Below are 25,947 nucleotides of genomic sequence, written 5' to 3'. Positions count from 1 at the left end.
CCCTCAAAAGTTAGCGGGGTTCCGGACCTCGAACGGCTCCACCCGGACCTCGTAGGCGAGGCGCGCGCCAGGCGGCAGGCGGGCCATGCCGGTGTCGGTTCCGGCCGGCCAGACCGCGCCGAACGGATCGGCCAGGTTGAACTGCGGCTCGATGGCGACGAACGTCTGGTCGAGCGGGGCATAGACCTGCACCGCCTTCACCTGCGGTGTCGGCGAGGTGACGCGCAGGCCGAGGCCGGCGGCCGGGTCGATCAATTCGACCACAACGCGGCCGTCTTCGTGCGCCAAGTTCGTAAAACAGTCGTCGAGGTAGAGGGCGCCCAGCGGGCGGCCTTGCTGCGCAGTGAAATCGTAGGCCGATCCGGCGGTCGACAGCAGTCGCCCGGTCGGCAGCACCTGGTCGTAGTCGTCGACCTCGACGCGGCTCGCGGCCGGCAGGCGCAGTCGGGCCTGGGCGCGCTGACCGCTCGGCAGGGCGAAATAGGGGTGCCAGCCGAGGCCGAGGGGCAGGGGCTCGGCGCCGATGTTGCGCGCCGAGACGGTGAGGATCAGCGCGCCGCCCTGCAGCCGCCATTCGAAATCCATCTCGGCCTGCGAGAGCCACCGGCCGCCGAAGTCGCCGGCGTCGAGGCGCCCGAGCGCGCGGTCGGGCGACGGCTGCTCCCAGGCCGTCGGGGCGTCGAGGATCAGGCCGTGCATGGCGTACTGCGCCGCGCCCGGGGCCTTGCCGCCCCAGTTGCTCGGCAGCCGGACGACGCGGTTGTCGATCTCAACTTCGATCTGACGGGCGCCGGCCACCTCGCGGCCACGGATGCGGTTGGCGTAGGGGGCGAGGATCGCGCCGCCGAAACTGAAGGCGCGGTTGCCGGCGAAGTCCTCGGGCCCGCCGTCGAGCATCTGCGCCGCCTGCGCCGGCGGCGGGCCGACGACGCCGTCGACGGTCTGGCCAGAGGAGAGCCGCAACGCGGCGCGCAGCAGCAGGAAGCCGCGGCCTGGGGCCACCTCGGCGGCGGTGAAGGCCGGGCCGGCCGCCGGCAGGTCGCGGCCCTGGAGCGCCACCACCGGCGCGCCGCCGATCATCACTGGCTGGGTCGGCAGGACTTCGCGCCTTTCGCTGCGGACTGCACGTGGACGCTGCGGACCAGGTCGCCGAAGCCGCGGGACAGGCGCATGTCGGGATTCCCCTCCCGGTTCTTGTGTCGAGGATAGTGCGCGCGCGACCTTAAATGGAACCGGCAGGGTGCGGTCAGGTTGTCGCACCCTTGCGGGGCGCGGCTGGCGCCGGCTTTACCTCGACAGCGGCCCGTGGGCGGACAAAGGCGTTGACCTGGGCTTCCGCGTGAGCAAGTCCAGCGCGGACGTAACGCGGGGATCCCACGGAATGACGGCAGCTGCTGTGCTCGCCTGCGACTGGGGCACGACCAATCTGCGCGCCTGGACGCTGGACGCCTCGGGGCGGGTGGTCGCGAGCCGCGACTTCGCCCTCGGCGTCTCCAGGCTGCAGCCCGGCGAGGCCGCCGCCCGTCTCGAGAGCGAGGTGCGCCCGGCGCTGGACGCCGTCGGGACGCCGGCGGTGCTGTGCGGCATGATCGGCTCGAACCTGGGCTGGTGCGTCGCTCCCTATCTCGACTGTCCGGTCGGCCTCGACGACCTGGCGGGCGCGCTGGTCGCGCCGCCGGTCACGGCCGGAGACGCTTCAGGCTGGGCGCGGATCGCGCCGGGCGTCCGCGGCGACGGCCTGGCAGGCGCCGGCGACGTCATGCGCGGGGAGGAGACCCAGCTGTTCGGCTGGCTGGCGCTGAATCCCGACCGTGCGCGCGGCCGGCATCTGGTCTGCCACCCCGGAACCCACGCCAAGTGGATGGTGGTCGAGGACGGTCGGCTGACCCGGTTCGTCACCGCCATGACCGGCGAGCTGTTCGCCGTGCTGCGCAAGCACAGCGTGCTGAAGAGCGACGCGCCGGCGGACGACGCCGAGGCCTTCTCCGAAGGGCTGGTCGCAGCCGGCGACGGCGCTGCGCTGGCCGCCCGGCTGTTCACCGCTCGGGCCCGGGTGGTCGGGCGCGGCAAGCCCGCCGAGAGCACGCCGTCCTACCTTTCGGGCCTGCTGATCGGCGCCGAGACCGCGAGCGTGCCGCGGCTGCTGGGCCTTGCGCCGGACACCCCGGTCGCCGTTCTCGGCGACGCCGGGCTCTGCGCCCTTTACCGCCAGGCGCTGGAACACCGCGGTGTCGCTTGCGAAACCTTCGACGGCGAGGCCGCGGCGGTCGCCGGCCTCTTCGCTCTCTATCGTAAGGGAACTGGACAATGACCCGCAGCCTGGATGACGCGCTGGCCGAGTGCCCGGTGGTGGCGATCGTGCGCGGCGTCCGACCGGACGAGATCCTCGACCACGCCGAGGCGCTCTACGCCGAGGGCGTGCGCGGGGTCGAAGTGCCGCTGAACTCGCCGGATCCGATCGCCAGCATCCGCAAGCTGGCCGAAGCCTTCGGCGATCGCATGGCGGTGGGCGCCGGCACGGTGCTGACGCCGGCGGCGGTCGAGCAGGTGGCTGCAGCCGGCGGCCAGATCATCGTCTCGCCCAATGTGAACCCGGCGGTGATCGCCCGGGCGCTGGCGCTGGGGCTGGCGCCTGCGCCGGGCTTCTCGAGCCCGACTGAAGCCTTCGCCGCGTTGGAGGCCGGCGCCCGGCACCTGAAGCTGTTTCCGGCGGTCAGCTACGGGCCGGCGCACGTGAAGCAGCTCTCGGCGGTGCTGCCGGCCGAGGCGGTGGTCTGGGCGGTCGGCGGCGTCGGTCCGGCGCAGATGGCCGACTGGTGGGCGGCGGGCGCCAGCGCCTTCGGTCTCGGCGGCGAACTCTACCAAGCCGGGCAGTCGCCGGTGGAGACGGCTGAGAAGGCGCGGCGCGTGGTGGCCGCGGCGCGCGGGCTCACCTGAACGAAAGGTCGCCGCCGGCTGTTTAAGCAAGCGACCGGAGGGACACCATGCGACAGCTGGCAAAGTTCGCGATATCCGTGCGCGAAGAGGACTTCGTGCTCCACTTGGTGGACGAGGCCGGCGAGGCGACCGACTTCGCCACGTCGCCGGAGCAGCTCGACGCCGTGATCGACGCGCTGGACGAGCTTCTGGCGGAAAACGAGGAAGACCTGTTCGAAATCGACGAGGACGGTCCGACCTACCAGAAGCCGCTGGGCTGAACGCCGCCCGCGCACGTTGGCCGCACTGCTGCAGGGAGGCCGACGATGGCGCAACGCTACGCCGAACTGATGTTCACGCCGCAGGTGAAGGCGGCGCAGGGAGGCGCTCGGCTCACGCGGCCTCTACGCCCGCGTCGAGCGGCCCGACGCGCCGACGCATGACCGGCTGGGCCCGGCGGAGGCGCAGATGATCGCCGAGCGGGACAGTTTCTATCTGGCGAGCGTCTCCGAGACCGGTTGGCCCTACGTGCAGCATCGCGGCGGGCCGGCGGGCTTCCTGAAGGTGCTGGACGAGCGGACGCTCGGCTTCGCGGATTTCCGCGGCAACCGCCAGTACCTCAGCCTCGGCAATCTGGCCGGCGACGATCGCGTGTCGCTGCTCCTGATGGACTATCCCAACCGGCGGCGGCTGAAGCTGGTCGGCCACGCCCGCGTGGTCGACACGGACGGCGACCCGGCCGCGCTGGCGCGGCTGCGGGACGACTATCCGGCCCAGGTCGAGCGTGGAATCGTCATCGCGATCGAGGGTTACGACTGGAACTGTTCGCAACACATCACCCCGCGTTTCACCGAGGCCGACATCGCCGCGATGCTGGAGCCGGCGCAGGCGCGGATGCGGGCGCTGGAGCAGGAGAACGCCTGGCTGCGCGGGCAGCTGGAGGGCAAGGCGCCGCCCACATGAGCCGGGGGCTCCGGCCCTCGGTCAGCCGCGCCAACTCGGCGGCGAGGTCCTCGAGGCGCTGGTCAAAGTAGAGGCTGTCGACCCGGTTGACGGTGCGCTCGTGCCCGCGCCGTAGCTCCAGGGCTTGCATTCGACCCCGGCGCTCCCGTCAATTTGGCGGGAGAATGCTTTCGGCGCCGCAAAACGTTCCTCGGGTCCACCAATGGACCTAAGGTTCGCCGGGACATGGAACCGTGACAATTGAGAGGTTATTGAGCGCGCATGGATCGGGGAACGAAAGCCGCCGTACTGGTGACCGGCGGAGCCGGCTTCATCGGCGCTCACACCGCCAAGGCCTTGCACGACCGCGGCTATCTGCCGGTCGTCTATGACAATCTCAGCTCCGGCTTCCGCGACGCGGTGCGCTGGGGGCCGTTCGTCCATGGCGACATCCGCGATGAGCGGGCGCTGGGCGACGCACTCGCGGAACACGGGATCAAGGCGGTGATCCACTTCGCCGGCCTGATCGAGGTCGGCCGCTCGGTCGCCAAGCCGGACCTGTTCTGGGAGCACAATGTCGCCGGCACCGTCTCGCTGCTGGGCGCGATGCGCGACCGCGGGGTCGGCCGGCTGGTCTTCTCGTCGAGCGCGGCGGTCTACGGCCAGGGCGGTCGCGGTCCGCTGGAGACCATCCCGGAGGACGCGCCCAAGGCTCCCGCCAGCCCCTATGGCGACACCAAGCTCGCCTGCGAATGGATGATCCAGGCGCAATGCCGCGCCTACGGCCTGACCGGCGTGGCGCTGCGCTACTTCAACGCCGCCGGCGCCGACCCCTCGGACCAGATCGGCGAGGCGCACGAGCCGGAGACCCACCTGATTCCGCTGGCGATCGCCGCGGCGCTCGGCGACGGCAAGCCGTTGACGGTGTTCGGCGACGACTTCGACACCCCCGACGGCACCTGCCTGCGCGACTACATCCACGTCAGCGATCTGGCCGCGGCGCACGTCGCGGCGCTGGAGGCCGACCTGCCGGCCGGCGCCTTCGAAGCGGTCAATGTCGGCACCGGCCAGGGGGCGTCGGTGTTCGAGGTGGTCAAGGCGGTCGGCCAGGCGGTCGGCCACGCCGTGCCGCACAGCATCGGCGCCCGCCGCGCCGGCGACCCGGCGAGCCTGGTGGCCAACCCGTCTCGGGCCCGTGAACTGCTCGGGTGGAGCGCGACCCGTTCCTCGCTCGATCAGATCGTCGCCGATGCGCTTCGCTGGGAGCGCACGCCGAGGTATGGCGCCGGCGTGCGCGGCGAACGCAAGATGCAGGCGTCGGTCGACTAGCGCCGTGGGAACCCCGGGCAGCCCGCGCGGATTAGCATTTGCTACTAGGGTGAAATCCTGAGGCGGGGCCGGGCGAAGCACGGAACCGGGCTGCGGGCTGGGTGTTCTCTCAGCCGGGCTCGTGTGCCGTACCCAGCCAAAGGAATGCGCCTTGGACACTCAGTGGTTCCCCAGCGCCGGAAGCGCTGCGCCATTGCATCCCCAAGGGGGACCGCGTTCCAGGGGGCGCCAGACGCTCCTCTGCTTCTCCCATCTGCGCTGGAACTTCGGCTTTCAACGTCCGCAGCACCTGATGACCCGGTTCGCCCGGGGGCGTCGGGTGATCTTCTGGGAGGAGCCGCTCTATCTCGCTGACCTGAATGTGCCGGCGCTCGAGCGCCGCACCTACTCCGACAGCGGCGTGACCGTGGTGACCCCGATGCTGCCCGAGCGCCTGTCGGCGGAGCAGTGCGAGGCCGCCTTGCGCGACCTGCTGGACGAGATGCTCGAGACGCATGAGGGCGACCTCATCCGCTGGTACTGCACGCCGATGATGCTGCGCTTCTCGCGGCATCTGTCGTCGGTCTGCACCGTCTATGACTGCATGGACGAGCTGGCGAATTTGCGGTTCGCGCCGCCGGAGCTGGCCGGCCTCGAGCGCGAGCTGATGACCGCGGCGGATGTGGTCTTCACCGGCGGCTATTCGCTCTGGGAGGCCAAGCGGAAGCGGCATCCGAACATTCATCCGTTCCCCTCCAGCGTCGACCGCCCGCATTTCGCCAGCGCGCGCCGCGCGGCCGAGCCGCCGGCCGACCAGGCGCAGATCCCGGGCCCGAGGCTCGGCTTCTATGGGGTGATCGACGAGCGGATCGACCAGGACCTGCTGGCGGCGCTGGCCGACGCGCGGCCGGACTGGAGCGTGGTGATCGTCGGTCCGGTCCTGAAGATCGATCCGGCGAGCCTGCCGCAGCGGCCGAACCTGCATTACCTCGGCCCGAAGGACTACGAGGAGCTGCCGCGCTATCTCTCGGGCTGGGACGTGGCGCTGATGCCCTTCGCGCTCAACGACTCCACGCGCTTTATCAGCCCGACCAAGACGCCGGAGTATCTCGCCGGCGGCCGCCCGGTGGTCTCGACGCCGATCGTCGACGTGGTCCGTCAGTACGGCGACCTCGAAGCGGTGCGGCTGGCGACGACGCATGCCGAATTCGTCGCCGCCTGCGAGGCGGCCCTGGCGCTGTCGCAGGTGCGTGGGGAGTGGCTGCGCGAGGTCGACACCGCGCTGGCGGCGTCCTCGTGGGACGAGACCTTCGTGCGGATGAACCACGAGCTGTCGTGCGCCGCCGCCCAGCGGCGACAGGCGGTCGAGGACTCGCTGGCCAGCAGCGGGGTGGCCGCGCCGGCGACGCGCACGTCGTCGCGCAAGCGGCCGTTCGACTACCTGATCGTCGGCGCGGGCTTCGCCGGCTCGGTGCTGGCCGAGCGGCTCACCACCCAGTTGGGCAAGCGGGTGATGCTGGTCGACCGGCGGCCGCACATCGCCGGCAACGCCTATGACCAGAAGGACGCGTCCGGGGTGCTGATGCACCGCTACGGACCGCACATCTTCCACACCAACTCCGACGAGGTCGCGGCCTACCTGTCGCAGTTCACGCGCTGGCGGCCGTACGAGCACCGGGTGCTGGCTTCGATCCACAACGGCTTGCTGGCGCCGATGCCGATCAACCGTACGACCCTGAACCTGCTCTACCGGCTCGAACTGGACAGCGACGAGGCGGCGGCGGCCTATCTCGCGAGCCGCGCCGAGCCGGTGGAGAAGATCTGCACCTCCGAGGACGTGGTCGTCTCGGCCATCGGCCGCGAGCTCTACGAGACCTTCTTCCGAGGCTACACCCGCAAGCAGTGGGGCATGGACCCCTCGGAGCTCGACAAGTCGGTCACCGCCCGGGTGCCGACGCGGACCAACACCGACGACCGCTACTTCACCGACAAGTTCCAGAACATGCCGGCCGACGGCTACACGCGGATGTTCGAGAACATGCTCGACCAGCCAGGGATCGAGCTGCAGCTCGGGGTGGACTTCGAGGAGGTGCGCGACGAGGCGGTCTATGACCGGCTGATCTTCACCGGTCCGATCGACGAGTATTTCGACTTCCGCCACGGCAAGCTGCCCTATCGGAGCCTGAGCTTCCGGCACGAGACATTGAACCAGGAATGGTGGCAGCCGGTCGGCACGGTCAACTATCCGACCGAGTCCACGCCCTACACCCGCATCAGCGAATACAAGCACATGACGGGGCAGGCGATCGGCAAGACGACCATCACCTACGAATACCCGAGCGCCGACGGCGATCCCTACTATCCGGTGCCGCGGCCGGAGAATCAGGCGCTCTACAAGCGGTACGAGGCCCTGGCGCTGGAGACCCCGAACGTGCAGTTCGTCGGCCGCCTGGCGACCTACCGCTACTACAATATGGACCAGGTGGTCGGGCAGGCGTTGGCCACCTTCCGCCGCATCGCCGAACGCGAGGGGCGTGCGGCGATGGATGCGCAGAGCGCGGGCCGCGCGATCGCCGCCAATTGAGCGGTTGCGCTGGCCCCCGGCTGATAGGGGCGTCGGATCGCGGCGAATTGACGCGCTCGGCGGGGTTGTGAGCCGCCAACATTCACCCGTGCAGTTCCGGAACCTGAACAGTCGTGGTATGCGCGCGACCAATCTTCGCGACGAGCGATTGAATGAACGACATCGAAACTGAGCGTGCGCGTGCAGCGGCCGAGGACCTCGTCAACCTGCTGAGCGCCTATGAGCTGGAGCTCAGCGCGCTCGAGCAGGAAGCGCCGGGCGTCGCGTCATTGCGCGAAGCGATTGGCACGGCGCTTGCTAAGGTGTCGTTCTGGATCTCAGATCGAGACGCCGAGCATCGTCGCTTCACAGCAACCGTGCACTAGCAGAACGCAGGACAGGAGCTCACGATGACTCGCAAGCCGGAGGCGCTCGCCGACCCCGTCGATGTGGCCGTGGGCGCGCGTATCCGTCTGCTCCGCAAGCTTCGCGGCATGTCGCAACAGGCCCTGGCCGAGGCGGCGGGCGTGACCTTCCAGCAAATCCAGAAGTACGAGCGCGGCGCCAACCGCGTCAGCGCCTCGATGCTGTCGCGCATCGCCTCGGCGCTCGACACCCCGGTGGCGGAGATGTTCGGCGAAGCCGGGCCGGCGAGCGGCGCGATCGACGAGGTCGCCGCCCTGCTGGCGGAGCCCGGCGCGCTGGAGCTGCTGCGCGCCTACACCGCTTTGCCGCGCGGCCCGGCCCGTGCCGCGCTGGTGGACTTCGTCCAGGCGCTGCGGACGCCGATGACGCCCGCCTGAGGCTGCCGCGGACGGTCCCGGCTGCGGCCGGGGAACTGGCCCCCGCCATGCGGGTTGCTCCCTGTACGCCGCCGGCCTCGGCCGGTGCTGGGAAAGGGAGACCCCGATGGCTACAACGTCTCGTGCCGACGACCTCTCGGCGCACGCCGTGCGTGACGAGGACGCGCACGACCGCCGGCTTGGCGAACACATCTTCATCTGGTGCGCCTGGGCGGTCGCAGCCTTTTTTTGGGGCGCGTACATGACCACGCTCGGCCACATCTTCGCGGCTGTCGCTACGCCGACGCCGGTCGCCGTCGGCCTCGGCTGGTGGGCCTACCTCGCGATCGCCGGGATTCTGGCGCTTGGCGGGGCCCTGGCCTACGGCATGTTCATGACCTCCGGCCGCGATCGCCGGCTCGATCCGGCGGCGGAAGCCAAGACTGCGCAGCTCTACAGCACCGATCAGCCGCTGCCGATGCGCTGATTTCACAGTTTTCCGGCGTTTACTGAGGAGTTCGGCAGCTTGTGCCTGTGGCGCGCTGCGCAGGAGGCTCCTAGGATACCTCTGCGACTCAGCCCTGCTTGCAACTTGAAGGGGCGGACGCCTCAATCCAGCTGGGGGAACACCATGGCAGAACCGAAAAAGACCAACGCGCTGCAGAAGCCGCTCACTCCGTCGGCGGAGCTTGCCGCCGTCGTCGGCGCCGGCCAGCTGTCGCGTGGCGAAGTGGTCTCGAAGATCTGGGAATACATCAAGGCGAACAACCTGCAGAACCCCGCGAACAAGCGTGAGATCGTCGCTGACGACAAGCTGAAGCCGGTGTTCGGCGGCAAGGACCGTGTGTCCATGTTCGAAATGAACAAGCACCTCGCGCAGCACCTGAAATAGGGTCGCCGCGCCCGGTAAGGGCGCATCCACCGACCAGATTACGGAAACCCCGCAGGCGCACGCCTCGCGGGGTTTCTTGTTGCTCAACTGCCGCCTGGTCCGCTTTTGCCGCGCGTCAGGTGGTCGCAGCTGGCCTGCGGTTAGGTTGACCTTAAGCGTTTTGCGCCAAATCTTGGCTGCTGCGTAAGCGTAACCGTTCAGGTTGGGGTGGTTGGGGATGCAGGCCAAGATCGCGCGCCGCGGATTGCTGTTCGGCGCAGCGGGCGCGCTGGCGGCGGTCGCCGCGCCGGCGGTCGTACGAGCCCAAGGGCTGGAGACCGGCGCGGTCCGGCGCGCGGCGCTGCACAACCTGCACACCGGCGATTTCTTCAACGAAGTCTTCTACGCCAACGGCCGCTACATGCCCGACGCGCTGGCCGAGGCGACCCGCGTGCTGCGCGACTGGCGCAACGGCGAGCAGCACCCGATCGATCCGCGCCTGTTCGACGCCCTGCACGACATCAACGTGCGGCTGGAGTCCAACCGGCCGTTCCTGGTGATCTCCGGCTACCGCTCGCCGCACACCAACGCCATGCTCAACCGCCGCAGCTCCGGCGTGGCCAAGAAGAGCCAGCACATGCTGGGCAAGGCGATCGACGTCCGCGTCCAGGGCGTCGAACTGCGCCACCTGCGCTCGGCGGCGCTGGACGTGAGCGCCGGCGGCGTCGGCTATTATCCGGTGTCGAACTTTGTCCACGTCGACGTGGGTCGCGTCCGCCAATGGAGCGGCGCCTGATCTAGGCGGCGTCTCCGGGCCGCACGGCCCGGAGTTGACCTGATCTTCTGAAATCAGCCCTGCGGCTGCGGCGCGACCGGCTCGTTCGCGTCCGTGCTGGCCGGCGTCGTCGCGGGATCCACCTCGGCAGCCTCGAGCGTCGTCATGCCGACCGCCGCGGCGTCTTCCTGCACCTGCAGGTCGGGCGCGATCGTCGGGATCGCCGCGGGCGGCGGCGCGGGCGCCTGCACCGGGGCCGGCAGCGGCGGCGGCGGCGGCGCGGGCGGCGGGGCGGTGGTGATCTGAACCGTAGCCGGCGTAGACGGCTCCGAGGTCGGCGCCGCGTGCTGGCCGCGTCCGATCAGGACGCCGACCAGCAGCACCAGCACCAGCCCGCCGACCAGCAGCAGAATTCGGGGCAGTTTGTTCATCGGGGCGGCCTCCTCAGACCTTGGGGGCGTCAAGCACCCCGATTCGCTGCAGCAGCAGCCGATCCCAATTATAGGGGTCGGAGCGGAAGTTCATCGAGCCGTCGGGCGACGCGAAGGCCGTCCAGTAGAAGATGAAGATCGGCGTCGGCGCCGGCAGGCGCACGCGCTGGGTGCCGCCCTTGGCGACGGCCTCGGCGATCAGTTCCGACGTCCAGGCAGGATCCTTGGCGAGCAGGGCCTCGGCCAGTTCCTTGGGCTTCTCCAACCGCACGCAGCCATGGCTCGCCTGGCGGCCGTAGTGGGCGAAGGTGCTCTGGGTCGGGGTGTCGTGCAGGAAGACGGTGTAGGGGTTGTCGAAGTCGAACTTGTAGCGGCCGAGCGCGCTCTGCGAGCCCGCGCGCTGCTGCAGGCGCGAACCGCCTTCGGTCTTGATCACCACGAAGCCGTTGCGGCGCAGGTAGCCCGGCTTGGCGCGCTCCTTCGGCCACAGCTCCCGGCTGGCGATTCCGCTGGGCACGTTCCAGGGGGGATTGAGCACGATCGAATGGATGCTGGAGAACAGCATCGGCGTCTCGTCGCCGGGCTTGCCGGAGACCGCCTTCATCGACAGCACCGGCTTGTCGTCCTGGAACAGGGTGACGATCGCCGCCCCGGAGTTCACCTGCACGCGGGTGGCCGGCATGGTCGGCGGCAGCCAGCGCCAGCGTTCCAGGTTGGCGAGGATCTGCAGCACCCGCTGGCCGACCGGCTGGTTGAGCGCCGCCAGGGTCTCGGCGGTGACGACCCCGTCGGGCTTCAGCCCGAAGCGACGCTGGGCACGGGCGATGGCCTGCTGCAGGTCGGCGTCGACGGCGGCCGGGCCGCGGGCGTCGACGGCGGGATCCTCGGCGGCTAGCCGGGCGCGCAGGGCCGCGGCGCGCGCGCCCTTGGTCCCGAGCCCGAAGTCGGGGCCCTCGGCCAGCGGCTTCCAGCCGCCCTTGGCGCCGATCTCGCGATAGCTCGCCAGCCCGCGCCGCAGCGCGTTGTAGCCGGAGTAGGGCGGCGGCAGGCTGGCCAGCCAGGTTTCCAGGCGATCGGCGGTCAGCGCCGCGGCGAGGTCGGCGCGCGGGTCGTAGGGCGGCGGGCGCACGCCCCAGGCGTCGAGGAAGTTTTCCGGCGCGAGCCGGCCGACGTGCACGTCGTGGGCGTAGCGCAAAAGCGCGGTCGTGATCCGCTCCGGCGGATCGTTGGTCGAAAACTGCTGCCGCGGCAGGCCGTGGGTCTCGGCGGCGTTCAGCACGCGGACGGCGACCTCGGTCTGCGCAGCGCTCAGCGGCGGAATGACAACCGGCGGCGGCGGCGGCGGCGGGAGCGGCGGCGGCAGCGTGATGAGCGGCGGCGCGGCCGGCTCCTGCGCCAGGGCGTGTCCGGCGACGGCGAGCCCGGGGACCGCAAGGAGCAGCGCGCGACGGCTGCAGGACGGACGGGCGGAGGGGAGGGACATCGTAAGCTTCACGCCCGGGGAACGCATCAAATGAGAGAACGGCATCTGCGGTATGTCATTTTTCTGCGCAGCTTGCAGCGGCACACGCAGAAGTTTTGAACTGTGGCGCTGCGGGCGCAGCCTGTCCCCAGCAAAAGCAAACCCCCGGACCACAAAAGAAAATCGCCGGGCGGCAGGGCCACCCGGCGACTTGAGGCTCAGCTTTGCCGAGGCCCGCGCTTAGCGCGAACCGAAGGCGTAGCGGACGTTGACGCCCACCTCACGCCGCGGCGTGTAGGTGGTGCCGAAGTAGCCGCTGGAGCCGAACGGGTTGCCGCTGACGGTGTAGGCGTTGGCGTCCTGCGACAGGACTTCGTCGGTCTTGAACGCGTTCTTGGCGAACAGCGCGACTTCCCAGGCGCCGTCCTGGCTGCGGACACCCGCATACAGGTTCAGCAGGCTGTAGTCGTCGATGATCAGCGCGGTGCTCTTCCGGTTGTTCTCCGGATAGTAGTTGAACAGTCCGCGGACGAAGCCGTCGACGTTGTCGGCCACCTGGCGGTGGTATTCCGACGTCGCCGTCAGGCTCCACAGCGGGTCACGCGAGGTCGAGCCGTTCGACTGGCAGATGCGGACCGACTGGCCGGCCGGGATCGCGCCGTTGCAGGGCACCAGGCCGTTGTCGATGCGGCCGTCGGCGTAGGAGAGCGCCAGCGTCGCATTCCACTCCGGGGTGATCTGCAGAGCGGTGTCGATGTCGAAGCCTTCGATCGTCGCCGGCACGCCGAGGGTGAAGTTGAACAGCGCCGGGCTGATCGTCTGGCCGTTGTTGGCCAGGTACTGCACCGGTTCGGTCCGGATGATCAGGTTCTTGAAGGTCTGACGGAACAGCGCGACGTTCAGGCGAGCCCGGCCGTCGAGCAGGGTCGACTTGAAGCCCACTTCATACGAACGCGAGGTTTCGTCGTTCAGGTTCTGCAGGGCCGCGAGCGTCGGGTCGTTGCCGGCGTTGGAGATGCCGATCACGCCCGGGCCGTAGCGCCAGGAGCTGCCGGTGTTTGCGTACACCATCAGGTCGCGGTTGAAGCGGTGCGACAGCGAGACGTTGTAGATGAACGGCCGCTCCATCGAACGCTTGCCCGGCGCCGGGATGCTGGAGGCGGCCACCGGCACGTCGCAGAAGCCCGCGTAGGTGCTCGGGAACGGGCCGCAGCTGCCGCCGAAGGGCAGGCGGCTGGCCGGCGTCGCATTGATCCCGCCCGCCAGCAGGCCGAGTTGGTTGCTACGCACGAAGCGCGAGATGATCTGTCGACCACCGACCGTCAGTTCGGTGTTCTCGGTGAAGTGCGCCGTGACGCTACCGAAGAACGAGGTCTCTTCCGAGCGGCTGGGCGCGACGATCGACAGGGTCGTCTGGTAGCGCTGGTCGATCGCGAACGGGCTCGGCGACGCCGGGTTGCCGAAGAAGCCCGAGAAGAGCTGCGGTTGCGGCGCTTGGGAGTCGGTCGCGATCCACTGGTAGAAGGCGCCCACGGTGTAGTCGAGGAAGCGGCCCGGCGCCGGCTCGGAGGCGAGCCGGATTTCGTGCGAGGTGCGCTCCTGCGGGCTGTAGGCGATGTTGTACAGCTCGAGGCCCGGCAGCAGGTTGCCGCGGTCGACGTTCTCGGCCGCCTTGATCTTCTGGTAGCCGTAGGAGCCGACGTAGCTCAGGTGCTGGCCGAAGATCCGCGAGTCGATTTGCGCGGTGACGGTGTCGAAGTGCTGGCTGACGTCGCTGATGCCGTCGTTGACCGCCAGGCGGTCCTTCGACTCGATCGCCGGGCCGTTGAAGCCGGCGCCCGGGCCCGTGACCTGCGCGAAGCTGTGCAGCGAACGGTCCATGTGCTGGTAGGTCACCAGGGCGTTGAACGCGTCGTTCGGCTCGTAGGCGATGCTGCCGCGCACCGCGCTGGTCTTCTGCGTCGGACGCAGCGCGTTGTTCAGGCTGCGCACGCCGTCGTAGTCGGTCTGGTCGATGATGCCGGCGATCCGGACGGCCAGGACGTCCTGGATGATCGGGATGTTGACGGCGCCGTTGACGTTGCGGCCCTGGTGGTCGGTGACCGTGGTGTTGATGTAGCCGCCGTACTCGCCGAGGACCGGCTTGCGGGTGGTCACGGTGATCGCGCCCGACGGGGCGGAGATGCCGCGGGTGGTGCCTTGCGGGCCGCGCAGTACTTCGATCTGGCCGACGTCGTACAGCGACTGGAACATCACGCTGGATTCGACCGGCGCGTCGTTCAGGTAGAAGGCGACGGTCGGCGCAGCCGAGGATTCCGACTGGAAGCTGACGCCGCGGGTCGAGGCGGCGACCGCGTAGCCGTTGGTGCCGCTGCTCAGCGACAGGCCCGGGGTCACGGCGGTGACGTCTTCGAGGCGCTGGATGTTCAGCTTCGACAGGGTCTCGGAGGTGACCGCGGTCACGCTCTGCGGCACCTGCTGCAGGCTTTCCGACTTACGCCGCGCGGTGACGACGATTTCGCCGAGTTCGGCCGGCTGGTCAGCGGCGGCTTCGGCCGGCGCGGCGGCCGGGGCGTCGGCGGGTTGAGCCGCGTGGGCGGCGGTGGTGGAAGCAAGCGCAAGCAGGCTGGCGCCCGCGAGAGCGATACGAATACGCGACGTCATTTTTGAAATGACCTCCCCTCTTAAGTTGAAAGCCAGCCTTCGGGGGGGCGGTTTTGCGCGGCTGCGTCAGGGCGAGACGTCTCGTCCGCGCACCGCGATGCGGTGCGCGCCGGTCGAGCGCGCTCGCGACCTTTCACGCCGTGAAAGTTCGTCCCTCAGAAGCGCCTGGACGGCGGGATTGGGAGCGCCGTCCGAGCTGCTGCAAAGCTTCCCAAGGAGGCACGGAAACTAGGCCTCTCCGGTAAACTTCGGGCGGTGCGCTATCATGGGGTGCTTAACAATCGCTACCGGGGCGGGTGGCGAGTTGCGCGCGGAGGTCGCCGGGGCGGGCCACCTGTGGCCCGATTGACACATTTCTGACGTACGGCGCCATCTCTCCAGAGAGGCGCGTTCTCTGAAGCGCGGCCGTAGCCTTCGAATCAAATCTGTCGCGGGTGTCGACGGCTGTTGGGCGGGCCGTTGAAAAAGCGCCGGGCGGCTGGGCCGCCCGGCGCTCGTTCAGGCCGGTTTCGCCGGACTGCGCTTAGCGCGAGCCGAAGGCGTAGCGGACGTTGACGCCCACTTCACGCCGCGGCGTGAAGGTGGTGCCGAAGTAGCCGGTCGAGTTGGTCAGCGTGCCCGGCGTGCCGGCGCCCGACACCGTGAAGGCGTTGGCGTCGAGCGAGGTGACCTCGTCGGTCTTGAACGCGTTCTTGGCGAACAGCGAGACTTCCCAGGCGCCGTCCTGGCTGCGGACGCCCGCATACAGGTTCAGCAGGCTGTAGTCGTCGATCACCAGCGCCGTGCTGCGACGGTTGTTCTCCGGGTAGTAGTTGAACAGGCCGCGGACGAAGCCGTCGATGTTGTCGTGCACCGGGCGGGCGTATTCCGAAGTCATGGTCAGGGTCCACAGCGGATCGCGCGAGGTCGAACCGCTGGACGGGCACAGGCGGACCCGCTGACCGGCCGGGATCGGGCCGTTGCAGGGGACCAATCCGTTGTCGATCCGACCGTCGGCGTAGCTGACCGCCAGGGTCGCGTTCCACTCCGGCGTGATCTGCAGCGCGGTGTCGATGTCGAAGCCTTCGATCGTCGCCGGGACCGCCGTGGTGAAGTTGAACAGCGTCGGACTCGGGGTGGCGCTGCGGCCGTCGAACACCAGGTACTGAACCGGCTCGGTACGGATGAACAGGTTCTTGAAGGTCTGCCGGAAGAGGGCGACGTTCAGGCGCGCACGGCCGTCCAGCAGGGTCGACTTGAAGCCGAGTTCATAAGACCGCGACGTCTCGTTCGGCATGACCTGCAGCGCCGCCAGCACCGGGTCGGACGTGCCCGTCGCCGGGTTGACGCCGTTGGTGATGCCGACGACCGCCGGACCCGCCCGCCACGAGGTGCCGTGGTTGGCGTAGACCATGAAGTCCGGGCTGAATTTGTGCGACAGCGAGATGTTGTAGATGAACGGCCGGTCGAGCGCGCGCTTGTTCGCGCCGGGGATCGGCGTGGCCGGCACCGGGGCGTCGCAGAAGCCGGCGTAGCTGCTGGCGAACGGGCCGCAGCCGCCGCCGAACGGCAGGACGGACGCTGGGGTGGCCGCGAAGCCGCCGGACAGCAGCGACAGATTGGTGCTGCGGACGGTGCGGGCGATGATCTGGCGCCCGCCGACGCTCAGCTCGGTGTCCGGGCCGAAGTGCGCCGTCAGGCTGCCGAAGAACGACGTCTCTTCCAGTCGGCTCGGCGAGATGATGCTGAGCTGGGTCTGGAACTTCGGATTGATGGTGAACGGGCTCGGCGACGCCGGGCTGCCGAAGAAGCCGGGGAACACGCGCGGCTGCGGCGCGTCGACGTCGGTCGAGGTCCAGGAGTAGTAGGCGCCGACGGTGTAGTCGAGGAAGCGGTCCGGCGCCGGGTCCGAGGCCAGGCGGATTTCGTGGGTGGTCCGCTCCTGCGGCACGTAGCTGATGTTGTAGACCTCATAATTGGGAATGAGGTTGCCGCGGTCCACGTTCTCGCGCGCGTAGAGCTTCTGGAAGGCGTAGGAGCCGACGTAGCTCAGGTGCTGGCCGAAGATCCGCGACTCGACCTGGGCGGTGACCACGTCGACGTGGTTCTTGATGTGGCTGAGGCCGTCGTTGACCGAGAGCCGGTCCTTGGATTCGATCGCCGGGCCGTTGTAGCCGGCGCCCGGACCCTGGACCTGGGCGTAGCTTTCCAGCTCCTTGTCCAGGTGCATGTAGGAGACGTAGGCGTTGAACGCGTCGCTCGGCTCGTAGGCGACGCTGGCGCGCAGCGCGCTGGTCGTCTGCTGGGGCCGCAGCGCATTGTTGACGCTGCGCACGCCGTCGAAGTCGTTCTGGTCGATGACGCCGGCCAGGCGAACGCCGAGCACGTCGTTGATGATCGGCAGGTTGATCGCGCCTTGCAGGTTGCGGCCCTGCAGGTCGGTCAGCGTGGTGTTCAGGAAGCCGCCGTATTCCGACAGGTTCGGACGGCGCGTGGTCAGGGTGATCGCGCCGGACGGCGCGGAGATGCCGCGCACGGTGCCTTGCGGACCGCGCAGCACTTCAACCTGGCCGACGTCGAACATCGACTGGAACAGCACCGGCGTCTCGACCGGCGCGTCGTTCAGGTAGAAGGCGACGGTTGGCGACGCCGAGGTCTCCTGTTGGAAGCTCACGCCGCGGGTCGAGGCGGCGGTGGCGTAGCCGTTGTTGCCGGTGCTCAGCGTCAGGCCCGGGGTGACGGCGCTGACGTCGTCGAAGTTCTTCAGGTTCAGCTTCGCCAGGGTGTCGGCGGTGACCGCGGTCACGCTCTGCGGCACCTGTTGCAGGCTTTCCGAGCGGCGGCGGGCGGTGACGACGATTTCGCCGAGCGTCACGTCTTCGGCCGGCGCGGCGGTGGCTTCGGCCGGGGCCGGTTGGGCGGCGTGCACGGCGGTTGCGGCGGCCAGCGTCAGCAGGCTGGCGGTGGCGAACGCCACGCGGTTACGCGTCTTCATTAGATTGGTCTCCCCTCAATCTCTTTATGAATTCAGCTTGAGGGAGAGCGTTGTCCGGACGGCCGGCGCCGCGCATTCGCGCGCCGTCGGAAGGCCCGACTGCGCGCGTGATCGCGAGCGATAAAAAGACCGGCTGGGTCCTGCACGTTTCTTCCCTCATGCACCCGGCGACGGATTGGGACTACGCCGGGGCTGCTGCAAAGCTCCGGAGCGACGTTCGGGCGACGCCTTCCTCCCGGAATCTTCGGCGCTGGCGCTACCATGGGTCGGCGAGCGGCGACAACCGTGCATAGCGAGGCTACTGCAGAGGTGTGGCTCCGGGGACACGAATTTGACACTGGCGCGGTATTTTTAGGGCGGAAATTGGACGCAGCGCCGGGGCAATTGACTGCTGGCGCAGTAAAGCGAGCGCGCGAGAACACGCGCGAAGCGATCCGATCCATCTGTAGCTCCCCGAAACGTTCCGGCGCCTGTTGACGGCGCTCGTCTGTATTTGTGTCCAACCGGTAATATCGGTTTCGGGGCCACGGCAAGCAGCATCCGCAGGTCAAATTAACCCGCGTAAATCATTCGTTTTATTTGGGGCGTGCGTGGCCGAAAGGCCGCGCTAGGGGCGGGCGGGTCAGCGGAGCTCGAGCGGCCGCCAGCCCGTCGCCGGCGGCTCGGCGTCGGCGCTGGTCGCGCGATGCGCGATGCGGCCCTGATAGGCCCAGTAGCGGCCGCCGGCGGCGGCCTCCACCGGCCGCCATTCGCCGACCGGCAGCGCGGCCAGCGGTGCGACCAGAGGTTGGAAGCCGGCGCAGTCCGCCTGGCAGGCGCGGCCGGACTTGGAGACGTAGAGTTCGTGGTTCTCGGCGTCCGCGAAAACGTAGGCGGTCTTCGACCAGTGCAGGGTGACGCCCGCAGGCGTCTTCGCCTCGGGGGCCGGCGGCTGATAGAGCGCCGGGTGCCAGTAGAGGGTGGCCAACGGCACGCCGTCGACCATCGAGGTGGGCTTGGCCGTATAGGAGCTGAAGTAGGGCGGCGCCACCTGCAGCTTTTCCGCCTCCGCCAGGCTCTCGCCGGCGAAGCTGTACAGCGGATCGCCCTTGTAGGTCAGCTGCGCGCCTGAGGGCCGCGGGGTCGCGGTCCAGTCGCCTTCGGCCGGCAAGCCCTTCGGCGCCGGGACCGGGCGCCACAGCCGGTCGCAGACCCCGGCGCAGCGTTCGGCGGCGACCTGGGAGGCGCCCCGCCGTCGCTTGGCCATCCGGTCGAGGTCGAGACGGTAGAGCGGCTTGCCGTCGGAGAGAGCCAGCGCCAAACCCTCGTCGCTCTGGCGGGTGGCGACGCCGGCCGGAAGCGGCCCGGCGGCGGCCATCGCCGGCGGCAGGGCGAAGAGACCCGCCAGCACGAGGGCCGCTGCGCTGTTCAGCTTCCGAACCAAGGTGTCCTCCCGCTCATGTTTGCAGGGCCGCGGCCTGCTTTGGCGCGACTATACCGCAGCAATCAAATTCATATATCGAAATGTTCAATTCCGTCGGCGTTTTACCCTTGAATGTGCCGTGTCGCTGCTGAAATAAGGAACGACCCGGCGCGACGCCTGTCGGGAAGCAGAGGTCCGTTTCGGTGACGAAATCCAAGCCGGTCATGTCGTCCCCTGATGTGGTCGATCCCATCGTCGGGCTCGACCCTGACATCATCGCCGTCATGCGCCTCGGCGCCGACCTGCAGCGCGCCTCGAGCCGGCACATGAAGAGCCTGTGGCGCGAGAAGGGGCTGACCGAGCGGGGGCTGTTCATCCTGGCGCTGGTTAACGCCGGCCTCGACCGGCCGAGCCGGCTGATCGAGTATTTCGACGTCCTGCCCAGCACCATCACCTTCGAGACCGAGAAGCTGGTCACCGCGGGGCTGCTGGTGCGCGAGTCGCTGCCGACCGATCGCCGGGTCGTGCAGCTGAGCCTGACGGAGCAGGGCAAGGCGGTGCATCGCGAGATGGCCGATACGCTGAACGCCTTCCTGCGGCCGCGCCTGCGTCAGCTGGCGCCGGGCGAATTGGCCGCCTTCCTGGCGACCTTCAGCAAGATCATCGAGCCGTTTCCATCGCGCGGCGAAGACCCGGCGGAAGCGGCCGAGCCGGCGCCGGCGCCGGCCCGCGCCAAGGGCCGCGGGGCCTCCTGAGCGTCCGGGGCGGCGGGCGCCGCCTCAGACCATGATTTCCGAGATCGGCTTGTTGGTGTGCAGGCCGCCTTCGCCCCAGGCGTCGACCGGCAGGCCCATGACCTGCTGCACGGTCAGGCCGACCCGCGTGGCCGCGGTGGAGCCGCCGGCGACATGCAGCCCGGTCCTGACCTTCCCGCCGGCGCGGCCCGCCAGCATCATCGGGATGCCCTCGACCGAGTGGGTCTTGGCGAAGTTGGTCTCCGAGTGGGCGACCACCAGCGAGTTGTCGAGCAGGGTCCCGTCGCCCTCCTTGAACTGGCCCAGGGTGTCGACGAAGACGCCGAAGGCCTCCATGCAGCGCTCCACGAACCAGGTCGATTCCGGCTGGTAGCCGAGCTTGCCGTCGATCTGCTCCTCGTGGGTGAGCTGGTGGTGGGAGATGGTGCTGCCGGCCTTGGTCAGCGACGACGCGCCGTTGTTGAAGTTCAGGTTGAAGACGCGGGTCTGGTTGCAGGCCAGCGCCATCGCCAGCAGCTGCGCCATGACCTTGTGGTTCTCGATGACGTGCTCGATCTGGTAGTTCGGCGGCGTGGTGTCGGCGGGCTTTGACGGGATGCGGCAGGCCTCCAGCGGCGCCGGCTTCTCGAGCTGCAGGGCGAGCTGCTGTTCGGTCTGCCGCAGCGCGGTGAAGTACTGGTCCAGCCGCTCGCGGTCGCGCGCGCCGACCCTGGCCTCCAGCGCCTTGCGCTGGTCGCCGACTGCCGAGAGCACGCTGCGGCGGGCCATGATCGTCGGGTTGGGCGTGAAGTTGGCGCTGTTCGGATCGACGAACTCCGCGCCGAACAGGCGATTGTAGAAGTTGATCGGCGACGTCTCGGCCGGGTTGAGGCTGCCTTCGCCGCGGCCGCTCAGCGAGTTGGTCGCGTCGCGCGTCGCCGAGATCTCCAGCGAGCGGAAGCGGTTCTGGCCGCCGATCTTGTCGGCGATCAGCACGTCGAACGACGGCGCGGGCAGGGTGGGGCTGGACGGCGCCACGCCGGTGCGGATCCCGATGCCGCCGCTGTTGTGCGGCAGGTTGGGCTTGCCGTCGAGGATGACGTCGAAGCCGGACAGGATAGTGATCTTGTCCTTGTAGGCCTCGATCGGCTTCAGCTCGTGCGGGATGTCGTAGCCGGCGCCGATCTTGGTCGGCTTCCAACGGTCCTCGGTGACGCCCAGGCCCCAGAACCAGGTGCCGAAGCGCACCGGGATCGGCGCGCCGGAGGCCAGCGCCTGGCCATTGCCGTCCAGGAAGCAGTCGAGCAGCGGCAGGGCGACCCCGACGGCCGCGCCGTTGAAGGCGCCGCGCAGGATCGTTCGGCGGGAAAGCTTGACCATCAGCGGACCTCGTTGGTCTGGGCGGCGGAGGGGGCCAGGGCGGCGACCTTGGTCGCGGGCGCGGGCGGCGCATCCGGCAGGGCGAAGAACTCGGCGCTGAGCGCGACCTTCTCGACCAGGGCGCGGTACTTGAAGCCGCCGGCTTCGAAGGCCTGGCCCAGCGTCTCCAGCCAGCCCTTCGGCAGCTTGTCCTCGGTCAGGCCGGTGGAATATTCGGCCACCCGCTTGGCCAGGCAGTCGGTCGGCCCCTTGCTCTGGGCCATCAGGTAGCCGAGCGACGCGGCCCCATCGAACGCCTTGCCCTCGAACGCGCCGGAGGCGTCGATCGGGGCGTCGTTCTCTGTCGTGCGGAAGGCGCCGACCCCGTCGAACCGCTCGAGCGGCAGGCCGAGCGGATCGGTGATCTTATGGCAGGAGGCGCAGACCGGGTCGGTGTTGTGCCGGTCGAGCCGCTGGCGCGAGGTCTTCAGCACGGCGTTCGAGGTGTCGTTGAAGCCGGAGAAGTCGACGTTGGCCGGCGGGTTCGGCACCGGCTGGCAGAGCAGTACCTCGCGCACGGCCCGGCCGCGCAGCGTCGGCGAACTGCGGCCCTCGTGCGAGAACAGCGCCAGGAACGCGCCCTGGCCCAGCAGGCCGGCGCGCTCGTCGCTGGCAGGGGTCTCGTAGGCCTCCCAGCCCTCGGCCTTGGACACCGGGGTCTGGTACATCAGGCCCAGCCGGCGGTTGAGGAAGGTCTTCCGGGTGGTGAAGAGCTCGGGGTAGGACTTGTCCTGCTTCAGCACGTGGTCGACCACCGTGAGCAGCATCTGCTCCTTCAGGTCCTGGGCGACCGCCGGGGTGAAGCGATTGTAGACCACCGTGTCCTTCGACAGGTCGGCGACCCGGTCGAGGTGCAGGAAGTCGGTGAAGAAGGCGCGCACGCCCTGTTCGGCCTTCGGCGAGGCCAGCATCCGCTCGACCTGAGCCTGCAGCCCCTTGTCGGTCTCCAGCTCGCCGCGGGAGGCGGCGGTCAGCAGGACCTGGTCGGGGATCGAGTTCCAGATCAGGAAGCTGAGCCGCGAGGCCTTCGACCAGCTGTCGATCTGCCGGCCGTCGGCGGCCGCGGTCTCCAGCTGATAGAGGAAGTCCGGCGCCACCAGCATCGAGGCGAGGCCGAGCTCGAGACCCTTGTAGAAGTCGCGGGTCGGCTCGGCGCCGCGGGCGGCCATGCCGACGTAGAATTCGAGCTCCGCCGAGGTCAGCGGCCGGCGGAAGACGTAGAGGCCGAGCTGGCTGAAGAAGCTGCGGGCGCAGGCGGCGTCGGCCTGCGCGGCGTCGACCGGCTTGCAGGGCAGGAAGGTCGCGCGATGCTGTTCGTCCAGCACCTGGGCGGCGATGGTCCGGGCCATGGTGTCGAACTGTTCGAAGCCGGCCGGCGAGATCGTGCTTTCGGCGGCGCCGGTGGCGATCAGCTCATGCTCGGGGCGGACGATCGGGTCGAACCGGCCGCCGACTTTGATGTCGGCGCCGAAGATGTCGGCGATGGCGTTGCGGTACTGCGCTTCGGTCAGTCGGCGCATGGCGACGATCCGGCCCGGCGCCTCAGCCGAGGCGACCAGACCCGGCGCGGCGGCGTCGCGGGGGGTGGAGCAACCCAGCAAGGTCGCCAGCACGCCGGCGATCGCCAGCCCCGCGGCCGTCCGTCTGCGCCCGTGCGGCGATCTCATCCTACGCGCCTCCCCAAACCTCGGCGGCGTCGGTCTCGCCGCGCCGTCCGCACGGGAAGATTGAAAAAGTTCAAGCTTGCGTCAATTCAAAATGTGAAATTTCACGACCTCGTCACAGCTGCGGCGAGGCACTCTCATTCGTAATGTGAAATATTCGCCTTGCGCGCGGATTGCCGGGCGTGTGAAGCTCGGCTGGTGAGGGACCGCGTAGGGGCGCCGGCGAAGGGCCGAGCCCCGGTCGAGGAGGCGATCAGTTGACGTTTCGGGTGAGGATGATGGTCGGCGTCGGGGTGGCGCTGGCCGCAGCGGGGACCGCCTATGCGCAGCTCGCGCCCAAGGAGGCCGTCGGGGTGCGGGTCAACGCCTATCGCGAGACCGGCGCGGCGTTCAAGAACATCAACGATCAGCTGAAGGCCGACACACCGGCCAAGATCATGCTGCGCTCGTCGGCGCGAACCATCGCCGGCGCGGCGCGCGACCAGCACCGGTGGTTCCCGGCCGGCTCCGGCCCCGAGACCGGCGTGAAGACCAAGGCCAAGCCGGCGATCTGGAGCGATGCGGCCGGCTTCACCGCCGCCCAGACCCGCTTCCAGCGCGAGGCCGATCTCATGGTCAAGGTCGTCGAGACCGGCGACAAGCCGCAGATGCAGAAGCAGGCGAAGGCGCTCGGCCAGTCCTGCTCGTCCTGCCACAGCAAGTTCCGCGAGGAGTGAGCATGACCCGCCTGGATTTCCGCGCCGGCGCCACCCGGCGCGCGCTGCTGATGTTGGCGGTCGGCGCGCCGGCGGCGGGCTTTGCCGCGGCCGCTGCGGCGCAGGGCGCCTGCGTGAACCTGGATGGCCTGCCGTCCGGCCAGAAGGCGATGCGCGCCTCGCTGGGGTTCAAGATGGTGTCCGAGGACCCGAAGCGCCGCTGCGGCGGCTGCGCCTTCTACACCGCAGTCGAGGGCGGCTGCGGAAAGTGCACCCTGCTGAGCAATGGTCCGGTGCCCGCCGAAGGGCGCTGCGACTCCTGGGCGGCGCGCAAGTAGCGGTGCAGGCGAGGGGGAAGACACAATGACGATCGGCAAGCTCGCCGCCGCCGCGACGGCCGCCGCGGCGATCGCTCTGGGCGGGCCCGCGCACGCCGCGACCGCGCCGGCCGCGCCGGCGGGGCTGAAGGTGATGTCGGCGACCTTCGCCGTCACCGACGTCGACCGGGCGGTCGACTTCTACGTCAAGGGCCTGGGGCTGACCGTCGCGCGGCGCATCGAGAACCCGACGAACAGCGAGGTCCCGCTGCTGTTTCCCGGCGGCGGGCTCAGCCTGCTGCTGATCAGGTCGAAGACGCCGTCCGCCGCCGCGCCTGGCCAGCCGCCGCGCATCGGCCGCGTGATCCTCGACGTCGCCGACGTTCGGGCGCTCGAGGCGCGGCTGACCGCCGCCGGCTATCCGCTGCGCCACCCGGTCGTCGAGAACCCGACCCACCATGTGCTGGTGGGCCTCGCGACCGACCCGGACGGCAACGAGCTGGAACTGGTCCAGCGGCCGCGGTGAACTCGGCGAGTCAGCGACAGCAAGCTAGTCGCGGCTCGCCGCCGCCAGTCGCCATTCGGCGAGGCTCTTCAGCCCCAGGGTCACCAGCGCCAGCAGGGCGAGCAGGCTGGAGGCGGCGAAGGCCCCGGTGGCGTTGTAGTCGTTGAACAGCACCTCGATGTGCAGCGGCAGGGTCTCGGTCCTGCCGCGGATCTTGCCGGAGACGACCGAGACCGCGCCGAACTCGCCCATCACCCGGGCATTGCAGAGCAGCGCGCCGTAGAACAGCGCCCAGCGCACGTTGGGCAGGGTGACCGACAGGAAGATCCTGAAACCGCTGGCGCCGAGGGTCAGCGCCGCCTCTTCGTCGTCCTGCGCCTGGGCCTGCATGACGGTGATCAGCTCGCGCGCGACATAGGGCGCGGTGACGAACAGGCTGGCCAGGAAGATGGCCGGGGCGGTGAACATGATCCGCCAGCCCTGGGCCGACAGCAACGGGCCGAGCAGCCCCTGAGCGCCGTACAGGAAGAGATAGGCGACGCCGGCGACGATCGGCGAGACCGATACCGGCAGCTCGATCAGGGCGGTGAGCAGGCCGCGGCCCCTGAAGCTGTGACGGGTGATCAGCCAGGCGGCGCAGATCCCGAACACGGTGTTGATCAGCGTCACCACCAGCGCCGCCAGCACCGTGAGCCGGACCGCGGGGAGGGTGAGGGGATCGCCGATCTTCTCGAGGTAGACGGACCCGCCGAGGGCGAAGGCCCGGGCGAACACCAGGGCGAGCGGCGCGCCGAACACCAGCACCGCCAGCACGGCGCTGACGGCGAGCAGCGTCCGGCGCACGGTGCGGGAATCGCCCACGCGTTGCAGCGCCTGGCTCATCCGCGGGCCTCCCGCCGGCGGCGCCACAACTGCAGGGCGTTGACGACGAACAGGGTGAAGAAGGACAGGCCGAGCAGGGCGGTGGCCAGGGCCGCGGCCCCGGCGTAGTCGAACTCCTCGAGCCGGATATAAGTCAACAGGGTGGTGACCTCGGTCTTCAGCGGCACGTTGCCGGCGATGAAGATGATCGCGCCGTACTCGCTGAGCGCCCGGGCGAAGGCCATGGCGCAGCCGGTGGCCAGCGCCGGCTGCAGCGCCGGGACCAGCACCCGCCAGAAGGTCTGAGCTTCGCCGGCGCCCAGGCTGAGGGCGGCCTCCTCCTCGGCGGGGTCGAGATCCTCGATCACCGGCTTCAGGCTGCGCACCACGAACGGCAGGCTGGTGAAGGCCATGGCCACGGCGATGCCGGCCGGGGCGTAGGCGACCTTCAGGCCGAGCGGCGCCAACCGCCGTGCGACTGGTTGACCTTGACGGCCTGGCCCGAGGTAAGCCGACGTATTCCTAAGTCCCATCGGATAAGTAGACAATGAAGTTGCGGCGCAGTTTTTCTGAGCTGCGGCTTAGGCGCGCTGGCGTTGGTCCGGGGGCGGACAGGCGAGTTGCGACGCTCTCGCCGGCGCCTTAAGGCGCCCACCATCGAT

Annotated in this window: 26 protein-coding genes; 15 read left to right on the top strand and 11 right to left on the bottom strand. The window is 69.4% G+C overall.

What is annotated here, in order from left to right:
* Positions 1–3 precede the first annotated feature (3 nt).
* Entirely contained in the window at positions 4–1,080 is a 1,077-nt protein-coding gene (locus ACSQ14_RS11440; RefSeq protein ID WP_436012772.1) for an aldose 1-epimerase, read from the bottom strand.
* Positions 1,081–1,381: 301 nt separating this feature from the next.
* Between ACSQ14_RS11440 and ACSQ14_RS11435 the strand changes: the two genes are divergently transcribed.
* The 11 genes from ACSQ14_RS11435 to ACSQ14_RS11385 all read left to right on the top strand — a co-directional run bounded on the left by ACSQ14_RS11435 (position 1,382) and on the right by ACSQ14_RS11385 (position 10,178).
* Complete coding sequence (locus tag ACSQ14_RS11435; RefSeq protein WP_436012770.1) at positions 1,382–2,311, top strand: 2-dehydro-3-deoxygalactonokinase; 930 nt, start codon at positions 1,382–1,384, stop codon at positions 2,309–2,311.
* Complete coding sequence (locus tag ACSQ14_RS11430) at positions 2,308–2,937, top strand: 2-dehydro-3-deoxy-6-phosphogalactonate aldolase (protein WP_436012768.1); 630 nt, start codon at positions 2,308–2,310, stop codon at positions 2,935–2,937. Before ACSQ14_RS11435 ends, ACSQ14_RS11430 begins: the two co-directional genes overlap by 4 nt.
* 47 nt (positions 2,938–2,984) lie before the next feature.
* Positions 2,985–3,197, top strand: coding sequence for a hypothetical protein (locus ACSQ14_RS11425; RefSeq protein ID WP_436012766.1), 213 nt, complete (start codon positions 2,985–2,987; stop codon positions 3,195–3,197).
* 187 nt (positions 3,198–3,384) lie between these two features.
* Positions 3,385–3,879, top strand: coding sequence for a pyridoxamine 5'-phosphate oxidase family protein (locus ACSQ14_RS11420; protein ID WP_436012764.1), 495 nt, complete (start codon positions 3,385–3,387; stop codon positions 3,877–3,879).
* A gap of 261 nt (positions 3,880–4,140) precedes the next feature.
* Positions 4,141–5,187: a UDP-glucose 4-epimerase GalE gene (gene galE, locus ACSQ14_RS11415; protein WP_436012762.1), complete on the top strand. Its 1,047-nt coding sequence runs from the start codon at positions 4,141–4,143 to the stop codon at positions 5,185–5,187.
* Positions 5,188–5,479: 292 nt separating this feature from the next.
* Positions 5,480–7,750 (top strand): UDP-galactopyranose mutase, encoded by a 2,271-nt coding sequence (gene glf, locus ACSQ14_RS11410; RefSeq protein WP_436012760.1) that lies wholly within the window; start codon positions 5,480–5,482, stop codon positions 7,748–7,750.
* Between the two features lie 152 nt (positions 7,751–7,902).
* Positions 7,903–8,115: a hypothetical protein gene (locus tag ACSQ14_RS11405; protein WP_436012758.1), complete on the top strand. Its 213-nt coding sequence runs from the start codon at positions 7,903–7,905 to the stop codon at positions 8,113–8,115.
* Between the two features lie 24 nt (positions 8,116–8,139).
* Positions 8,140–8,532: a helix-turn-helix domain-containing protein gene (locus ACSQ14_RS11400; RefSeq protein ID WP_436012756.1), complete on the top strand. Its 393-nt coding sequence runs from the start codon at positions 8,140–8,142 to the stop codon at positions 8,530–8,532.
* Between the two features lie 106 nt (positions 8,533–8,638).
* Positions 8,639–8,998 carry a hypothetical protein gene (locus tag ACSQ14_RS11395; protein ID WP_436012754.1) on the top strand — a complete coding sequence of 120 codons (360 nt, stop codon included), beginning with the start codon at positions 8,639–8,641 and terminating at the stop codon, positions 8,996–8,998.
* A 144-nt stretch (positions 8,999–9,142) separates the two neighbouring features.
* The gene (locus tag ACSQ14_RS11390; protein WP_436012752.1) at positions 9,143–9,403 is read left to right on the top strand and encodes an SWIB/MDM2 domain-containing protein; all 261 of its coding nucleotides are present in this window, start codon (positions 9,143–9,145) and stop codon (positions 9,401–9,403) included.
* A gap of 217 nt (positions 9,404–9,620) precedes the next feature.
* Positions 9,621–10,178: a DUF882 domain-containing protein gene (locus ACSQ14_RS11385; protein ID WP_436012750.1), complete on the top strand. Its 558-nt coding sequence runs from the start codon at positions 9,621–9,623 to the stop codon at positions 10,176–10,178.
* A 53-nt stretch (positions 10,179–10,231) separates the two neighbouring features.
* Here the strand turns inward: ACSQ14_RS11385 and ACSQ14_RS11380 are convergent, their stop codons facing one another.
* From ACSQ14_RS11380 to ACSQ14_RS11355, 6 genes are all read right to left on the bottom strand, one after another.
* On the bottom strand, positions 10,232–10,588 hold the full coding sequence (locus ACSQ14_RS11380) for a hypothetical protein (protein WP_436012748.1): 357 nt from the start codon (positions 10,586–10,588) through the stop codon (positions 10,232–10,234).
* Positions 10,589–10,601: 13 nt separating this feature from the next.
* Complete coding sequence (locus ACSQ14_RS11375; RefSeq protein WP_436012746.1) at positions 10,602–12,071, bottom strand: L,D-transpeptidase family protein; 1,470 nt, start codon at positions 12,069–12,071, stop codon at positions 10,602–10,604.
* Positions 12,072–12,290: 219 nt separating this feature from the next.
* Positions 12,291–14,714, bottom strand: a complete 2,424-nt coding sequence (locus ACSQ14_RS11370) for a TonB-dependent receptor (RefSeq protein ID WP_436012744.1) — start codon at positions 14,712–14,714, stop codon at positions 12,291–12,293.
* Positions 14,715–15,237: 523 nt separating this feature from the next.
* Complete coding sequence (locus ACSQ14_RS11365; RefSeq protein ID WP_436012742.1) at positions 15,238–17,688, bottom strand: TonB-dependent receptor; 2,451 nt, start codon at positions 17,686–17,688, stop codon at positions 15,238–15,240.
* 622 nt (positions 17,689–18,310) lie between these two features.
* The gene (locus ACSQ14_RS11360; protein WP_436012740.1) at positions 18,311–19,111 is read right to left on the bottom strand and encodes a hypothetical protein; all 801 of its coding nucleotides are present in this window, start codon (positions 19,109–19,111) and stop codon (positions 18,311–18,313) included.
* A gap of 13 nt (positions 19,112–19,124) precedes the next feature.
* Entirely contained in the window at positions 19,125–19,316 is a 192-nt protein-coding gene (locus tag ACSQ14_RS11355; protein ID WP_436012738.1) for a hypothetical protein, read from the bottom strand.
* Between ACSQ14_RS11355 and ACSQ14_RS11350 the strand changes: the two genes are divergently transcribed.
* Positions 19,315–19,845: a MarR family winged helix-turn-helix transcriptional regulator gene (locus tag ACSQ14_RS11350; RefSeq protein WP_436012736.1), complete on the top strand. Its 531-nt coding sequence runs from the start codon at positions 19,315–19,317 to the stop codon at positions 19,843–19,845. The two genes, ACSQ14_RS11355 and ACSQ14_RS11350, sit on opposite strands and share 2 nt — an antisense overlap.
* 24 nt (positions 19,846–19,869) lie before the next feature.
* On the opposite strand, the gene ACSQ14_RS11345 is transcribed toward ACSQ14_RS11350, so the two are convergent.
* Both ACSQ14_RS11345 and ACSQ14_RS11340 read right to left on the bottom strand, forming a co-directional pair.
* On the bottom strand, positions 19,870–21,204 hold the full coding sequence (locus ACSQ14_RS11345; RefSeq protein WP_436012733.1) for a DUF1552 domain-containing protein: 1,335 nt from the start codon (positions 21,202–21,204) through the stop codon (positions 19,870–19,872).
* Positions 21,204–22,910 (bottom strand): DUF1592 domain-containing protein, encoded by a 1,707-nt coding sequence (locus ACSQ14_RS11340; RefSeq protein WP_436012731.1) that lies wholly within the window; start codon positions 22,908–22,910, stop codon positions 21,204–21,206. Before ACSQ14_RS11340 ends, ACSQ14_RS11345 begins: the two co-directional genes overlap by 1 nt.
* Positions 22,911–23,164: 254 nt before the next feature.
* Here ACSQ14_RS11340 and ACSQ14_RS11335 point away from each other — a divergent pair, with 254 nt between their 5' ends.
* From ACSQ14_RS11335 to ACSQ14_RS11325, 3 genes are read left to right on the top strand one after another with little or no spacing between them, the layout of a single operon-like run.
* The gene (locus ACSQ14_RS11335; RefSeq protein WP_436012729.1) at positions 23,165–23,623 is read left to right on the top strand and encodes a c-type cytochrome; all 459 of its coding nucleotides are present in this window, start codon (positions 23,165–23,167) and stop codon (positions 23,621–23,623) included.
* A 2-nt stretch (positions 23,624–23,625) separates the two neighbouring features.
* Positions 23,626–23,940, top strand: a complete 315-nt coding sequence (locus tag ACSQ14_RS11330) for a high-potential iron-sulfur protein (RefSeq protein ID WP_436012727.1) — start codon at positions 23,626–23,628, stop codon at positions 23,938–23,940.
* A gap of 25 nt (positions 23,941–23,965) precedes the next feature.
* Entirely contained in the window at positions 23,966–24,445 is a 480-nt protein-coding gene (locus ACSQ14_RS11325; RefSeq protein WP_436012725.1) for a VOC family protein, read from the top strand.
* Between the two features lie 24 nt (positions 24,446–24,469).
* Here the strand turns inward: ACSQ14_RS11325 and cysW are convergent, their stop codons facing one another.
* Together cysW and ACSQ14_RS11315 are read right to left on the bottom strand one after the other, a co-directional pair.
* Positions 24,470–25,306 (bottom strand): sulfate ABC transporter permease subunit CysW, encoded by an 837-nt coding sequence (cysW, locus tag ACSQ14_RS11320; RefSeq protein ID WP_436012723.1) that lies wholly within the window; start codon positions 25,304–25,306, stop codon positions 24,470–24,472.
* Positions 25,303–25,752: an ABC transporter permease gene (locus tag ACSQ14_RS11315; protein ID WP_436012721.1), complete on the bottom strand. Its 450-nt coding sequence runs from the start codon at positions 25,750–25,752 to the stop codon at positions 25,303–25,305. Before ACSQ14_RS11315 ends, cysW begins: the two co-directional genes overlap by 4 nt.
* Positions 25,753–25,947: the final 195 nt, after the last annotated feature.

Origin of the sequence: Phenylobacterium sp. LjRoot219, assembly GCF_964252995.1 — a bacterium.
GTDB lineage: Bacteria > Pseudomonadota > Alphaproteobacteria > Caulobacterales > Caulobacteraceae > Phenylobacterium.
Note: the sequence above shows the minus strand (reverse complement) of the source record. Positions and strands in the feature narration are given on the sequence as shown.

Excerpts from the sequence above, each read along its gene's own strand:
- ACSQ14_RS11355 (WP_436012738.1), bottom strand. The coding sequence starts at position 19,316 with ATGACCGGCTTGGATTTCGTCACCGAAACGGACCTCTGCTTCCCGACA.
- galE (WP_436012762.1), top strand. The coding sequence starts at position 4,141 with ATGGATCGGGGAACGAAAGCCGCCGTACTGGTGACCGGCGGAGCCGGC.
- ACSQ14_RS11340 (WP_436012731.1), bottom strand. The coding sequence starts at position 22,910 with ATGAGATCGCCGCACGGGCGCAGACGGACGGCCGCGGGGCTGGCGATC.
- ACSQ14_RS11400 (WP_436012756.1), top strand. The coding sequence starts at position 8,140 with ATGACTCGCAAGCCGGAGGCGCTCGCCGACCCCGTCGATGTGGCCGTG.
- ACSQ14_RS11425 (WP_436012766.1), top strand. The coding sequence starts at position 2,985 with ATGCGACAGCTGGCAAAGTTCGCGATATCCGTGCGCGAAGAGGACTTC.
- ACSQ14_RS11330 (WP_436012727.1), top strand. The coding sequence starts at position 23,626 with ATGACCCGCCTGGATTTCCGCGCCGGCGCCACCCGGCGCGCGCTGCTG.
- ACSQ14_RS11430 (WP_436012768.1), top strand. The coding sequence starts at position 2,308 with ATGACCCGCAGCCTGGATGACGCGCTGGCCGAGTGCCCGGTGGTGGCG.
- ACSQ14_RS11325 (WP_436012725.1), top strand. The coding sequence starts at position 23,966 with ATGACGATCGGCAAGCTCGCCGCCGCCGCGACGGCCGCCGCGGCGATC.
- ACSQ14_RS11440 (WP_436012772.1), bottom strand. The coding sequence starts at position 1,080 with ATGATCGGCGGCGCGCCGGTGGTGGCGCTCCAGGGCCGCGACCTGCCG.
- ACSQ14_RS11435 (WP_436012770.1), top strand. The coding sequence starts at position 1,382 with ATGACGGCAGCTGCTGTGCTCGCCTGCGACTGGGGCACGACCAATCTG.
- ACSQ14_RS11395 (WP_436012754.1), top strand. The coding sequence starts at position 8,639 with ATGGCTACAACGTCTCGTGCCGACGACCTCTCGGCGCACGCCGTGCGT.
- ACSQ14_RS11370 (WP_436012744.1), bottom strand. The coding sequence starts at position 14,714 with ATGACGTCGCGTATTCGTATCGCTCTCGCGGGCGCCAGCCTGCTTGCG.
- ACSQ14_RS11380 (WP_436012748.1), bottom strand. The coding sequence starts at position 10,588 with ATGAACAAACTGCCCCGAATTCTGCTGCTGGTCGGCGGGCTGGTGCTG.
- ACSQ14_RS11385 (WP_436012750.1), top strand. The coding sequence starts at position 9,621 with ATGCAGGCCAAGATCGCGCGCCGCGGATTGCTGTTCGGCGCAGCGGGC.
- ACSQ14_RS11345 (WP_436012733.1), bottom strand. The coding sequence starts at position 21,204 with ATGGTCAAGCTTTCCCGCCGAACGATCCTGCGCGGCGCCTTCAACGGC.
- ACSQ14_RS11365 (WP_436012742.1), bottom strand. The coding sequence starts at position 17,688 with ATGAAGACGCGTAACCGCGTGGCGTTCGCCACCGCCAGCCTGCTGACG.
- ACSQ14_RS11405 (WP_436012758.1), top strand. The coding sequence starts at position 7,903 with ATGAACGACATCGAAACTGAGCGTGCGCGTGCAGCGGCCGAGGACCTC.
- ACSQ14_RS11420 (WP_436012764.1), top strand. The coding sequence starts at position 3,385 with ATGATCGCCGAGCGGGACAGTTTCTATCTGGCGAGCGTCTCCGAGACC.
- glf (WP_436012760.1), top strand. The coding sequence starts at position 5,480 with ATGACCCGGTTCGCCCGGGGGCGTCGGGTGATCTTCTGGGAGGAGCCG.
- ACSQ14_RS11350 (WP_436012736.1), top strand. The coding sequence starts at position 19,315 with ATGTCGTCCCCTGATGTGGTCGATCCCATCGTCGGGCTCGACCCTGAC.
- ACSQ14_RS11375 (WP_436012746.1), bottom strand. The coding sequence starts at position 12,071 with ATGTCCCTCCCCTCCGCCCGTCCGTCCTGCAGCCGTCGCGCGCTGCTC.
- cysW (WP_436012723.1), bottom strand. The coding sequence starts at position 25,306 with ATGAGCCAGGCGCTGCAACGCGTGGGCGATTCCCGCACCGTGCGCCGG.
- ACSQ14_RS11390 (WP_436012752.1), top strand. The coding sequence starts at position 9,143 with ATGGCAGAACCGAAAAAGACCAACGCGCTGCAGAAGCCGCTCACTCCG.